Annotated in this window: 14 protein-coding genes; 6 read left to right on the plus strand and 8 right to left on the minus strand. The window is 69.5% G+C overall.

Going from position 1 to position 12,721, the window contains the following annotated elements:
* Positions 1–182 precede the first annotated feature (182 nt).
* Entirely contained in the window at positions 183–2,018 is a 1,836-nt protein-coding gene (locus LG334_RS20680; protein ID WP_404381073.1) for a phosphoenolpyruvate carboxykinase (GTP), read from the plus strand.
* Positions 2,019–2,360: 342 nt separating this feature from the next.
* On the opposite strand, the gene LG334_RS20685 is transcribed toward LG334_RS20680, so the two are convergent.
* From LG334_RS20685 to LG334_RS20705, 5 genes are all read right to left on the minus strand, one after another.
* Positions 2,361–2,984: a nucleoside 2-deoxyribosyltransferase gene (locus tag LG334_RS20685; protein ID WP_404381075.1), complete on the minus strand. Its 624-nt coding sequence runs from the start codon at positions 2,982–2,984 to the stop codon at positions 2,361–2,363.
* A gap of 104 nt (positions 2,985–3,088) precedes the next feature.
* Positions 3,089–4,225, minus strand: coding sequence for a sodium ion-translocating decarboxylase subunit beta (locus LG334_RS20690; protein ID WP_404381077.1), 1,137 nt, complete (start codon positions 4,223–4,225; stop codon positions 3,089–3,091).
* Positions 4,226–4,294: 69 nt separating this feature from the next.
* Positions 4,295–4,717: a biotin/lipoyl-containing protein gene (locus tag LG334_RS20695; protein WP_404381079.1), complete on the minus strand. Its 423-nt coding sequence runs from the start codon at positions 4,715–4,717 to the stop codon at positions 4,295–4,297.
* Positions 4,714–5,190: an OadG family transporter subunit gene (locus tag LG334_RS20700; protein WP_404381081.1), complete on the minus strand. Its 477-nt coding sequence runs from the start codon at positions 5,188–5,190 to the stop codon at positions 4,714–4,716. The genes LG334_RS20695 and LG334_RS20700 overlap by 4 nt, the downstream gene beginning before the upstream one ends.
* Positions 5,187–6,740, minus strand: coding sequence for an acyl-CoA carboxylase subunit beta (locus LG334_RS20705; protein ID WP_404381083.1), 1,554 nt, complete (start codon positions 6,738–6,740; stop codon positions 5,187–5,189). The genes LG334_RS20700 and LG334_RS20705 overlap by 4 nt, the downstream gene beginning before the upstream one ends.
* A 717-nt stretch (positions 6,741–7,457) precedes the next feature.
* On the opposite strand from LG334_RS20705, the gene LG334_RS20710 reads away from it, so the two are divergent.
* On the plus strand, positions 7,458–8,168 hold the full coding sequence (locus tag LG334_RS20710; RefSeq protein ID WP_404381085.1) for a response regulator: 711 nt from the start codon (positions 7,458–7,460) through the stop codon (positions 8,166–8,168).
* A 6-nt stretch (positions 8,169–8,174) separates the two neighbouring features.
* Here LG334_RS20710 and LG334_RS20715 read toward each other — a convergent pair whose 3' ends face one another.
* Positions 8,175–9,239, minus strand: coding sequence for an SDR family oxidoreductase (locus LG334_RS20715; RefSeq protein ID WP_404381087.1), 1,065 nt, complete (start codon positions 9,237–9,239; stop codon positions 8,175–8,177).
* 207 nt (positions 9,240–9,446) lie between these two features.
* On the opposite strand from LG334_RS20715, the gene LG334_RS20720 reads away from it, so the two are divergent.
* From LG334_RS20720 to LG334_RS20735, 4 genes are all read left to right on the plus strand, one after another.
* Positions 9,447–9,812 (plus strand): hypothetical protein, encoded by a 366-nt coding sequence (locus LG334_RS20720; RefSeq protein WP_404381089.1) that lies wholly within the window; start codon positions 9,447–9,449, stop codon positions 9,810–9,812.
* Positions 9,812–10,300, plus strand: a complete 489-nt coding sequence (locus tag LG334_RS20725; RefSeq protein ID WP_404381091.1) for a gamma-glutamylcyclotransferase family protein — start codon at positions 9,812–9,814, stop codon at positions 10,298–10,300. Before LG334_RS20720 ends, LG334_RS20725 begins: the two co-directional genes overlap by 1 nt.
* Positions 10,297–11,079 carry a S49 family peptidase gene (locus LG334_RS20730; protein WP_404381093.1) on the plus strand — a complete coding sequence of 261 codons (783 nt, stop codon included), beginning with the start codon at positions 10,297–10,299 and terminating at the stop codon, positions 11,077–11,079. Before LG334_RS20725 ends, LG334_RS20730 begins: the two co-directional genes overlap by 4 nt.
* A 156-nt stretch (positions 11,080–11,235) precedes the next feature.
* Positions 11,236–11,478, plus strand: a complete 243-nt coding sequence (locus LG334_RS20735) for a hypothetical protein (protein ID WP_404381095.1) — start codon at positions 11,236–11,238, stop codon at positions 11,476–11,478.
* A gap of 352 nt (positions 11,479–11,830) precedes the next feature.
* Here LG334_RS20735 and LG334_RS20740 read toward each other — a convergent pair whose 3' ends face one another.
* On the minus strand, positions 11,831–12,172 hold the full coding sequence (locus LG334_RS20740) for a lipopolysaccharide assembly LapA domain-containing protein (RefSeq protein WP_404381097.1): 342 nt from the start codon (positions 12,170–12,172) through the stop codon (positions 11,831–11,833).
* 79 nt (positions 12,173–12,251) lie between these two features.
* Positions 12,252–12,554 (minus strand): integration host factor subunit beta, encoded by a 303-nt coding sequence (gene ihfB, locus LG334_RS20745; protein WP_009538932.1) that lies wholly within the window; start codon positions 12,552–12,554, stop codon positions 12,252–12,254.
* Positions 12,555–12,721: the final 167 nt, after the last annotated feature.

The following is a 12,721-nucleotide window of genomic DNA, read 5'->3' on the forward strand; positions in this document are numbered from 1 at the left end:
CGAAAAAGGCGAGGCTCATAAGGTCAACGGATATCCGCCCTATACGGTTTTAGTATCCGGTCGGACCTATCGTCGTGAAAGCATCACGCATGGCCCGTTGCCCGGCGCCCAAGGACCGTCATATGGTTATGGTCGCTATTTCAAGAGCGTCGGGCGAATTTGCCGGTATGGAGACCTTTGTTATGACGGAAGCGCCTACCAAGAATGCCAAGCTGCTGGCCTGGGTTGACGAGATCGCCAAGCTCGCCAAGCCCGACCAGGTCTATTGGTGTGACGGCTCCGACGAGGAGTACGATCGCCTGTGCCAGGAAATGGTCGACCACGGCACGTTCATCCGCCTGAATCCGGAGAAGCGCCCCAACAGCTACCTCTGCCGCTCCGACCCGGCGGACGTGGCCCGCGTTGAAGACCGCACCTTCATCTGTTCGGACAAGGAAGAAGACGCCGGCCCGACCAACAACTGGGTCGATCCGAAGGAAATGCGCGCCACCCTCAACGGCCTGTTCGACGGCTGCATGAAGGGGCGCACCATGTACGTCATTCCCTTCAGCATGGGTCCGCTGGGGTCGGACATCGCGCACATCGGCGTCGAGATTTCCGACAGCCCCTATGTGGCCGTCAACATGAAGATCATGACCCGCATGGGCCGCAAGGTGCTGGACGTTCTGGGCGAGAACGGCGACTTCGTGCCCTGCATCCACTCCGTCGGCATGCCGCTGGCCGAAGGCCAGAAGGACGTCGCCTGGCCCTGCAACGCCGACAACAAGTACATCGTCCACTTCCCCGAAAGCCGCGAGATCTGGTCGTTCGGCTCGGGCTACGGCGGCAACGCCCTGCTCGGCAAGAAGTGCTTCGCCCTGCGCATCGCTTCCGTCATGGCGCGCGACGAGGGCTGGCTGGCCGAGCACATGCTGATCCTGGGCGTGAAGAACCCCGAGGGCCAGCGCACCTATGTGGCCGCCGCCTTCCCGTCGGCCTGCGGCAAGACCAACTTCGCCATGCTGATCCCGCCCGAGGGCTTCGAGGGCTGGGAGGTCTCCACCGTCGGCGACGACATCGCCTGGATCAAGCCCGACGAAAGGGGCGTGCTGCACGCCATCAACCCGGAATACGGCTTCTTCGGCGTCGCGCCCGGCACCAACATGAAGTCCAATCCCAACGCCATGCACTCGCTGGCGAAGAACTCCATCTTCACCAACGTGGCGCTGACCGACGACGGCGACGTGTGGTGGGAAGGCATGACCGACGAGCCGCCCGCCCACCTGATCGACTGGAAGGGCCAGGACTGGACGCCGGACTGCGGCCGCCCGGCGGCGCACCCCAACGCCCGCTTCACCGCGCCGGCCGGCCAGTGCCCGTCCATCGACCCCGAGTGGGAAAACCCCAAGGGCGTGCCCATCGCCGCCTTCATCTTCGGCGGCCGCGTGTCCAAGAACTTCCCGCTGGTCTTCCAGTCCTTCAACTGGAGCCACGGCGTCTACCTGGCCGCCACCATGGGGTCCGAGGCCACGGCGGCGGCCGTCGGACAGGCGGCCATGCGCCGTGATCCCATGGCCATGCTGCCCTTCTGCGGCTACAACATGGCCGATTACTGGGACCACTGGCTGAGCCTGGGCCGCGCCCTGCCGGAGCCGCCGCGCATCTTCCGCGTCAACTGGTTCCGCAAGGACGAGAACGGCAAGTTCATCTGGCCGGGCTTCGGCGAGAACATGCGCGTTCTGAAGTGGATCGTCGACCGCGTCCACGGCAAGGCGCGCGCGGTGGAAAGCCCGATCGGCTGGGAGCCCTTCCACAAGGACCTGCACTGGCAGGGCCTGGACTTCCCGAAGGAGAAGTTCGGCGAGATCATGGCCGTCCACAAGAACGTGGCCCTGGCCGAGGCGACCGAGGAGGACGCATTGTTCTCCAAGTTCGACGGCAAGCTCCCGAAAGAGATGAAGTTGCACCAGCAGATGCTCATCGCCCGCCTGGAGCGCAGCCCCGAGCATTGGGAAATTCACGACCCGGTGACCACGTAAGCACGGCCGTGGCGTGTTGAGGAACCCCCCGCCGGCGGACCGTCGGCGGGGGTTTTCGATTCCAGAACAAGCCGTAGCGGTCACAAACCGCTACCGCGATCTTTCGATGCGAGGCCAGCCTGGAGCCTTGTTCGATCAAACGGGATCGAAAAGGGCGACATAGGGTCGCGGAGCCGAAGGCGCGCACACCTCCCATCGCGCGCGGCCGCGCCCGATGGGAAAAAGCCCTGGAAGATTGATTGAGGACTGGGTGGTTCGGAGGGCTGCGCCCTCCGAGCGGGGGTCGGGGCGGCAGCCCCGAGCGCGAAGCGCTCCCCACCGTCTTCCCGTAGCGCCCTGCCCCTACCCCGTCGCGCCCTGCACCCCGCGCGGCGCCTTGGCGCCGACGTGAGCGGCGGCGGCGGCGCGGACGCAGCTTTCGAACAGGGTCAGGTCGCGCAGGTCCAGTTGCGGGTCGGCGGCGGTGTCGGGAGTGACGATGATGCCGCCCGAGGCCTCCACGGCGCCGTCGATCATCAGGTTCTCGACCATGCCGAAGCTCTCGATGAGCAGGCCGTCTGCGTCCTCCAGCCCTTCGCCCTTGCGCTCCTGCACGGCGGGACCGGCCCAGCGCACGGCGCGCTCGGCGTGCAGCAGGTCGCTGGCCGTGTAGCAGAACACCGGCCGGCCCAGCGCCCGCATGAAGCCGATCTCGAAGGCGGTGCCCGGGTCCATGCCGGGGCCGCGGAAGGGCGTGATGTTGGCGATGATCAGGTCGGCGCGGCGCATGAGCGCCTCGTTGGCGGCGCTGATGGCGCGGCCGGCGTCCCGCGGGTCCAGGCCGCCCAGATCCAGTTCATTGTCCAGCGGAAACAGGCCGCTCAGGCCGTGGCGGGCGCAGATGGCCTTCTTGGCCTCGCCCACGGCCACGGCGTCCGACAGAAACACCTCCGGCCCGGCCAGATAAACGGTCTTGCGACGGGGCATGGCGGCATCCTCCCTGCTGTCCGGGTCGCCTTAAACGCCGGATGGATCATGCCGGTTCCCCCGGCGGACGCCAAGCCCCGGACACCGGCCGCGCGCCGCGCGCCCTACCCCGCCAGCCGGGCGATGAAGTACCCGGCCACCACGGCGGTGCCGATGACGCCGGCGACGTTAGGCCCCATCGCGTGCATGAGCAGGAAGTTCTGCGGGTCGGCCTTCGCGCCCTCCACCTGGCTGACGCGCGCGGCCATGGGCACGGCGGAGACGCCGGCCGAGCCGATCAGCGGGTTGATGGGCGTCTTGGAGACCTTGTTCATGATCTTGGCCATGATGACGCCCGACGCCGTGGAGATGCCGAAGGCCACGATGCCCAGCACCAGGATGCCCAGGGTTTCCATCTGCAGGAACCGCTCGCCGGTCATGGTGATGCCGACCGAGGTGCCGAGGAAGATGGTGGTGACGTTGATGAGTTCGTTCTGGGCGGCCTTGCTCAGGCGTTCGGTCACGCCGCACTCGCGCAGGAAGTTGCCCAGCATCAGCATGCCGATCAGGGCGGCGGCGGCGGGCACCAGCAGGATCACCAGCACGGTCACGGTCGACGCGAAGATCAGCTTTTCGGTGCGCGAGACCGGGCGCAGGGAGCGCATGCGGATGCGGCGCTCCTCCTTGGTCGTCAGCGCCCGCATGATGGGCGGCTGGATCAGCGGCACCAGCGCCATGTAGCTGTAGGCCGCCACCGCGATGGGGGCCAGCAGTTCAGGGGCAAGCTTGTTGGACAGGAAGATGGACGTCGGCCCGTCCGCCCCGCCGATGATGCCGATGGCGCCCGCCTGCTCGGGCGAGAAACCCAGAATGATGGCGCCGAAGAAGGTGGCGAACACGCCGAACTGCGCCGCCGCGCCCAGAATGAGCATGCGCGGGTTGGCGATCAGCGGGCCGAAGTCGGTCAGCGCACCGACGCCCAGGAAGATGAGCGGCGGGAAGATCTCCAGGTGGACGCCCATGGAGATGTAGTAGAACAGCCCGCCCGCCGTCTCCGACGCCGGATCGGGCGGGTTGATGATGCCTTGCGTCGGCAGGTTGGCCAGCAGCGCGCCGAAGGCGATGGGCACCAGCAGCAGCGGCTCGAAGTTCTTGAAAACCGCCAGATAGAGCAGCACGCCGATCACCACCCACATCACCAGCATCTGCCAGGTGACGAGCGGGAAGGCGGTCAGGGACCACAGTTGGCTCAGGGTATCCATGCTGTCGCCTCGGGTGGTGGCGCGAAGGGGGGTGGCGGTGGGAGAAAGACGCGGTGCGGTCGCCCGGCGTCAGCCGAGCACCACCAGCACCTGGCCTTCCTGGACGGAGGAGCCGGCCTGCACCCTGATCTCCTTGACGGAGCCGGGGCGCGGCGCGACGACGGTGGTGAGCATCTTCATGGCTTCCAGGGTGACGACCGTCTGGCCCTCGGTCACCGATTCGCCGAGGGAGACGTCCACCTTCTGCACCGTGCCGGCCAGCGGGCTGACGACGTCGCCGGGGCCGGACCCGCCGGCCGGCGGCTGCTGCGGCGTCGGAGCGCTGGCGGTGGTCGACGGCGCCGGCGTCGCACGGGAGGGAACGGGCTGCGCGGCGGCCGGCGGCGGCGCGGCGGGAGCGGCGGCCGGCGCCGGTGCGCTGCCGCCTTCGTCCAGTTCCTCCACCGTGACGTCGTAGGCGGTGCCCTCGACGGTGATCCTGAACTTCCTCATGGCGTCCTCTTCTGCTGGCTGTCCGCTGACGGCAGGGGATTGCTCTCGTGGATGGGATGGTCGACGTGCGGCGGGCCGGCCTGCGCCCAGCCGGCGTTGGCGCGGCCGCCGTGGCTCGACATGTGCTCGAAGCGGCCCTCGTTGACCCAGGCCGGCATGGTGTGCGGCGGGATGGTCACGCGCACCAGGCGGTAGCGCCCCGGCATCACCGCGGCCACCGCCGCGCCGATGGCGGCCAGGTGGTGCGGCGGGATGCCCTCGGGCGCGGCGGCGGCGCTGTCGGCCGGGGCCCCGGCCGGGCGCGTCTGCGGCACCTGGGCGGCCTGGGCGGCGCGTTCCTTGGCGGCGGCCTCGGCGCGGGCGTTGCGGATGAACACCTGTCCGACGGCGGCCGTCGTCCCCCACAGGGCGATCAGCACCATCACCACCACGCCGAAGCCGAGGCCGACGAGTTCCAGCTCTTCCCAGATCACAGCGGAATGTTCCCGTGCTTCTTGGCGGGGCGGGTCTCGCGCTTGGACAGCAGGCTGCGCAGGCCGAGCGCGATGGCCGAGCGGGTGCGCGCCGGCTCGATGACATCGTGGACGAACAGCTTGCCGGCGGAGACGTAGGGGTTGGCGAATTCCTTGCGGTATTCGTCGGCCAGTTCCTTGCGGCGCTCGGCGGCGTTGTCCGCATCCTTCAGGTCGCGGCGGTAGAGGATGTTGACGGCGCCTTCCGCGCCCATCACCGCGATCTCGGACCCCGGCCAGGCGTAGACCAGGTCCGCCCCCATGTCGCGCGAGCACATGGCCAGGTAGGCGCCGCCATAGGCCTTGCGCATGATGACGGTGATCTTGGGCACGGTGGAGGCGCCGTAGGCGAACAGCATCTTGGCGCCGTGGCGGATGATGCCGCCGCGCTCCTGCGTCACGCCCGGCAGGAAGCCGGGCACGTCCACCAGCGTCACCAGCGGAATGTTGAAGACGTTGCAGAACCGGATGAAGCGCGCCGCCTTGTCGCTGGCGTCGATGTCCAGCGTGCCCGCCTTCACCGCCGGCTGGTTGGCGACAATGCCCGTCACGATGCCGGCGACGCGGGCGAAGCAGCACACGATGTTCGGCGCGAACAGGCCCTGCACCTCCAGGAACCGGCCGCCGTCGACGATGCGCTCGATCACCTTCTTGACGTCGATGGGCATGCGCGAATCGTCGGGCACCAGGGCGTCCACCTGCGGGTCGTCCTCAAGCGTCATGTGCGCCGACAGGTCGTGCGGCGGGTCCGCCATGTTGTTGGAGGGCAGGTAGCTGAGCAGGTCGCGGACGATGGACACGGCGTGCATGTCGTCGTCGGCGATGAAATGGATGTTGCCCGACACGCTGGCGTGCGCCATGGCCGAGCCGATCTCGTCCATGGTGGTCACCTGCCCGGTGGCGGCGCGGATGACCTCCGGTCCGCAGATGAACATGTTGCCCGAGCCGCGCGTCATGATGATGAAATCCATCAGCGCCGGAGAGTATGCCGCGCCGCCGGCGCAGGAGCCCGAGATGACGGCGATCTGCGGCACCACGCCCGACGCCAGGACGTTGCGGTTGAACACCTGGCCGTAGCCCGACAGGCTGTCCACGCCTTCCTGGATGCGCGCCCCGCCCGAGTCGTTGAAGCCGACGATGGGCATGCCGCCGCGCATGGCATAATCCATGGTGTCGCAGATCTTGCCGGCGTGCACCCGGCCCAGCGAGCCGCCGGCCACCGTGAAGTCCTGGCTGAAGGCGGCGACGGGGCGGCCGTCGACGAAGCCGATTCCGGTGACCACCGCATCGCCCGGCAGGTCCTTCTTCTCCATGCCGAAATGGCGCGTCTGGTGGCGCGCGTGCAGGCCGAATTCCTGGAAGGTATCGCGGGCGAACAGCGCTTCCAGCCGTTCCCGCGCGGCCAGCAGGCCGCGGGCGTGGCGCGCCTCGATCTTGTCGGCCCCGCCGCCCAGGCGGGCGGTTTCGCGGCGGTGCCGCAGGTCCTCCAGCAGGTCCTTGGAAATCGCCATGAGGTGCGTCTTCCTTTCCTTCGGCCTTGGGGGCGACTATGCGCGGCAGGCGCGGCGCAGGGCGCGCCGTGATCGCGACACGCGAAACCGTACCACGCTTGGCCCGCGCGTTTGAACCCGGAGCAAGGCACGATTCGTGCGGCCCGGACAGTAGCCTTGCCCAAAGGCCCGTGGAACGGAAGGTTTAATGAAAAGGTTGCAGCCTGCGGCGCGGCCTACGCCGTTCGGCCGGCAAAAAAATGCGCCGGCCATGAGGGCCGGCGCTGAAGTCATGCGAGACGCAGACTGCTGCCCCCGGGGGAGAGAACGGTCCCGGCGGCAGGACTTCGGACCGATCATCCGCCGGCCCCATCTTCATGGTCCCCTCCGGCGGACGATCGATTCCGGCGCCGGGCCCCAATTCCCGGCGGTCGTGTGGCACCCCCCGATAAAGATGCCCGGCACCCGAGAGCGGCCGTTTCCCCGTCGGCCGGCGGTCGGGCGGTGATCATTCCGGACCTCCCCCCGAAGGCACCATGATCACGGGCGGCTTCATCACGAAGCGTGAGATGGTCATACCAAATGTTTGTGAACGCCCAATCCCCGCTCGGTAAATCCGCTGTTTGATTTTGTAAACGTTCGGTAAACACGGTAATTTGGGCCTCGAAGCGGCGCGAGGACCGCTGGTTGAATGCGGCATGCGCCCCGGCGCCCGGGCGGCGGTGGAACAGAGGACCCATGAGACCCGAAACGCAGCAGATTCTCATCGTCGAGGACGAACAGGTGAGCCGCGCCGTGCTGGCCGCCTACCTCAAGAAGGAGGGCTACACGGTCATCGAGGCCGCCAACGGCGACGAGATGGACGACGCCCTGGAGCGGCGGCGCTTCGACCTGGTCCTGCTGGACATCAACCTGCCCGGCCGCGACGGCCTGTCGCTGCTGCGCGGCCTGCGGGCGGGACCGGACCTGGGCATCATCCTCGTGACCGCCAAGTCGGACGCCGTCGACCGCGTGGTGGGGCTGGAACTGGGCGCCGACGACTACGTGGTGAAGCCCTACGAACAGCGCGAGCTTCTGGCGCGGGTGAAGAACATCCTGCGCCGCCTGTCCCGGTCCGCCCGCGACGACTCCGCCCGCACCACGCACCGGTTCGACGGCTGGACGCTCGACACCGGCCGCCGCCTGCTGACCGATCCGGCCGGCGCGATGGTTCCGCTGACCACCGGCGAATTCAACCTGCTGGCGGCGCTGGTGCGCCAGCCGCAGCGGGTGTTCAGCCGCGACCGCCTGCTCGATGCCGTGTCGAATCGGGAATGGTCGCCGTCGGATCGCTCTGTGGACGTGCTCATCGGCCGGCTGCGCAAGAAGATCGAGACCGACCCCGCACAGCCGCGCCTGCTGGTGACGGTGCGCAACGTCGGCTACGTCTTCACGCCGGACGTGGCCTGATAACCGCTACCACAGACGCAGGAGCCCCCCGCGCCCCCACCGCTGCCGCTGCCGCTGCCGGCCGTTGGCCTTCAGGGCCCGCGCCAGCCCCAGCGCCGCCGCGCCGACGGCCACCGCGCCCAGCGCGAAACCGGCGGTCCGGCGGATGCGGTCGGGGTCGATGACCGCCGCCCACTCCTCGGCCTCGTCGTCGAAGCGGCCATGGGCGGCGTAGGGGCCCGGGGCGGGGGAGTGCAGATTGTCGGGGCGGTCGCCGTGCGGCGCCCGGCTCTGCTGCTGGGCCACCACCTGCTCGGCCATCATCCGGTCCAGGTAGGCCGGCGCGAGCATGGCGCCCAGGATGATCTTGGCCGTCGCGCGGCCCACCCACAGCTCGCGCGGGCGCTCATGCGCCGCCCGAAGGATGGCCCGCGCCGCCGCTTCCGGCTGGTAGACCGGCGGCACCGGGCGCGGCTCGCCCTCGGTGCGGGCGCGCGCCCAGCTGAACTGCGGGGTATTGAGACCGGGCAGGTGGACCTCGGTGATGCGGATGGCGCTGTCCTCGTGCAGAAGCTCCGCCCGCAGGCTGTCGGCGAAGCCCCGAACGGCGTGCTTGGCCGCGCAATAGGGCGCCTGAAGCGGAATGCCGCGATAGGCCAGCGCCGAGCCCACCAGAATGATGCTGCCGGAGCCGCGCCGGCGCATATGCTTGAGGGCGGCCATGACGCCGTGGACCTGCCCCATCAGCGTGACGTCGACGACGCGCTGGAACTCGGCCGGGGTGGTGTCGACGATGGCCGCGAACTCCGTCGCCATGGCGTCGTTGACCCAGCAGTCGATGGGGCCCAGCTCCGACTCGACGCGGTCGGCGGCGTCCAGCACCGCCTCGGCGTCGGCAACGTCGCAGGACACGGCCAGGGCGCGGCGCCCCAGCGCCTCCACGGCGTCCTTGGTGTCCTCCAGACGGTCCTCGCCGCGCGCCAGGATCGCCACGTCCCAGCCGTCGCGCGCAAAGGCCTCGGAGCAGGCGCGGCCGACGCCGGCGGACCCGCCGGTGATGACGACGACGGGGGCGGTATGGGGCGCGGTCATGAAGACACCTCCTGAGGCTGATGGACGGTCCGGGCCTGCGCGAAACGTCGCGGCCGTCGCGCCGGTTCCGGCCGCACCGCTGTCGGCGGTCGGCAAGCGCCTGTGGAAAAACGACTTGCCAGCCCGTCGCCACCGCTTACCATCATGGGGCGTTACCGATGCACCCGCTCGCCCCACCAGCCCCTTCCGACCTGTGAGGACCCGCCCATGCGCCGCACCGTTCCGTCATCCGCCCTGTCCACCGCCGAGCCCGTGGCGTGGGCGCCGGCCGGAGGTGGAGACGCGGCGGGGACTCGGCGGGCGGCGCCCGGCGTGGACGTGGCCGGCATCCAGGAGGTGATCGCCGCCTGCCCGCGCGCCGGCGTCGCCGGCATCCGTTGCCCGGTGCTGCCGCGCCTGGCGTGGGACGTGGCGCCGCGCCTGGACCAGGGCGCCGCCGCCGAGGCCGCGGACCTGGCCGTGACGGCGGCGCGGGCGGGGCTCGACTGCTCCGCCGACTGCGCCGCGGCCGCGCCCGTCGCCGATCTGGCGCAGGCCGCCCTGGCGGCGGCGCGGGATCAGGCGGAGGGCTGATGCGCCTCGGCCGCACGCCCTTCTTCGCCTACGGCCTGTTCATGCACGAAGCCCGCATGCGCGCCGTCGCGCCGGGCCACAAGGCCCTGGGCCGGGCGGTGCTGGACGGCTGGCGGGTGGCCGTCACCCGTCATGGGCTGGCCACGGTGACCCCGGACGCGCCGGCGGCGGTGGAGGGTCTGCTGTGGGAAATCGACGCGCCGGCGCTCGCCGCGCTCGACCGATTCGAGGGGGTGGCCCGCGGGCTCTACCGCAAGCGGACCCTGCCGGTGACGCCGGCGGCGGCGCCGGCCAATCGGGTGGAGGCGCTTGTCTATGTCGCCGGCGACCCGCCCGCCCCGGCGCACCGCGCCCGCCGCGACTACGCCGACGACCTTGGCACCGCGGCGCAAGCGGCCGGGCTGTCCGATCCCTATATCGACACCCTGCGCGCCGTCCTGGCGGGCCGCGCGCACCGCACCGACACCGACCCTGGGGGACCATCTTGAAGCTCAAGTTCTGGCAGCGCCGCCGCGTCAACGTACTCCGGCTGGACGGCATGGTGGGCGGCCGCGGCCTGCGCCTGGAAAAGGTGGGGCCAGCGCTCGACAAGGCCTTTTCCGGCAAGCCCGAGGCCGTGGTGATGATCGTCAATTCGCCGGGCGGCAGCCCCATGGAATCCGACGTCATCGCCGCCGACATCCGCCGCCGCGCCGACGACAAGAAGGTACCCGTCTTCGCCTTCATCGAACAGGTCGGCGCCTCGGGCGGCTACTGGATCGCCTGTGCGGCCGACGAAATCTACGCCATGAGCGGCATGACGCTGGTGGGCTCCATCGGCGTTCTGTCGGCGGGCTTCGGCTTCACCGGCCTGATGGACCGGATCGGCGTGGAGCGCCGCGTCACCACCCACGGCGCCAACAAGATGCGCCTCGACCCCTTCCAGCCCCAGAAGGAAGCGGACCGCGAGTGGCTGAAGGGGCTGCAGGCCGACATTCACGCCGCCTTCATCAAGCATGTGAAGACCCGCCGCGGCGACAAGCTGAAGGGCGAGGACGACACCCTGTTCAACGGCGACGTCTTCCTGGGCGACAGGGGGCTGGAACTGGGCCTCATCGACGGCGTCGAGCTGCCGGGCGCCTTCATCAAGCGGCGGTTCAAGGAGGCCAAGGCCCACCGCATCCACGGCCCCCGCAAGCCGCTGCTCGCCCGCTTGCTGCGCGGCGGGTCGGACGCGCTGGCCGAGGAGATGATGGAAGCGACCCTGCGGGCGCGGCTGGGGCTGTAGGCGGCGGGATGTGCCACGGTGACGGCCGCCGCCGCCGCTGTGACAAAAAAGGGGATGCGCCCTCTGCCGGCTTGGTTTCGCCACAAACCGCCGGTAGCGTCCGCGCGTAGGTTCCAAGGGCCCCATCCCCACCGCAGCGAAGAAAGAGGAAAAGCGATGTCCAGCCGCCGCCGGTCCATCGCGGTCGGAGACCATTTCGTCAAGACGAGCGACCCCATGCAGCACATCTGGCGCGTGGAGTCCTTGCAGGAGTACGGCGACCTGCCGCCGCACACCAAGATCCGCGAACTGAAGACCGGGCAGCTCATCACCATGTCGGTCTCGGCCCTGCTGGACACCCGCCTCTTCCGCCGCGCCGCCGATCCCGAGCCGCGCCCGGAGTACCCCGAGGAGTACTGAGGCGCTCGGAAGGCCGTTTCGGTAAATGGCCGCCAATGCACCAAGACCCTGAAGGAGCGGTTTCTAAGGCCGGAGCGTTATCGGTTTTCCGCCGATGCGGGGTGGAGCGCGTCGCGCTTGGGCTGCCGCCGCTTCGGGAGCGGAAGCTCCCGAGCCCTCGCTTTCCTTGAAAGCTGGATCCGCCGACAGGCCCCGCCGCAGCCCGATGAAGCGGGAGCGCGCGGCGCCGTGCGGCTCGCATCAATCTGTCGCGCGCCAGCGCGAAGCCGCGCCGCACCCCGTCCCCAAGCGCCCCAGACACGATAATGCCCGGATGTTGACCCGGGCACTCGTTCGTCAGCCCCCTGCGCCCTCACGCCGCCGGCAGGGAGCGCTGCGGCTCGGACTCGCGGGTCAGGCGTTCATTGTGGGCCTTTAGCTGTTCGTTCTCGTGTTCCAGGTTGCGGATGCGGATTTCCTGGTGGCGTTTTTCGCTGCGGCTCTGGGCGCGTTTGTGGCTACCGGCGGTCCAGGCGAACAGGGCGCCGATGACGATGCCCACGGCCAGCGTGCCCAGCGACAGAAGGTAGAGGGGCAGGTCCGCCGTCCACGGGAAGGGCCACAACTCGACCGTCACCATCTGGCGGTTGGACACGGCGAAAATGATGGCGACCGCCGCAAGCGGCAGGCCGATGAGCCAGCGGATGAGTTTCACGCGATCCTCCCTTCATGGCGCCCGGCGCGGCCATGCGCCGGCAGGGCCGGTGTAGCGCGGCGGGCGCCTGCGGCCAAGCCTATTCGGCGGCGTCGGCGGCCTCGCCGTCGTTCAGAAGCTCGCGCAGCTGCTTGCCCGTCTTGAAGTACGGCACCGCCTTCTCGTCCACGTCTACGGCTTCCCCGGTGCGGGGGTTGCGACCGGTACGGGCATCGCGGTGCTTGACCGAGAACGCGCCGAAGCCGCGCAACTCCACCCGATCGCCCCGTGCGAGCGCCGCGGCGATCTCATCGAAGATGCAGGAGACGATGCGCTCCACATCCCGCTGGTAGAGATGCGGATTCCGCTCCGCCAGACGCGCAATCAGTTCCGACTTGGTCATGATCCACGGTCCTCGCGAGATGATGGCCGGCGCGCCGCTGCCCTTGGGACCACCGAACGTCCCGCGCCGCCTGCGACCTTCGTTGCACGAAAAATCGGCAGACCGGCGCCACGGCTTACGCACGAACCAGATTTCCCCGGAAGCGTGCCATGGGGCTAACGCAGCGT

The sequence above is a fragment of the Caenispirillum salinarum genome (genome assembly GCF_044803115.1).
GTDB classification, from domain to species: Bacteria; Pseudomonadota; Alphaproteobacteria; order Rhodospirillales; family Rhodospirillaceae; genus Caenispirillum; species Caenispirillum salinarum_A.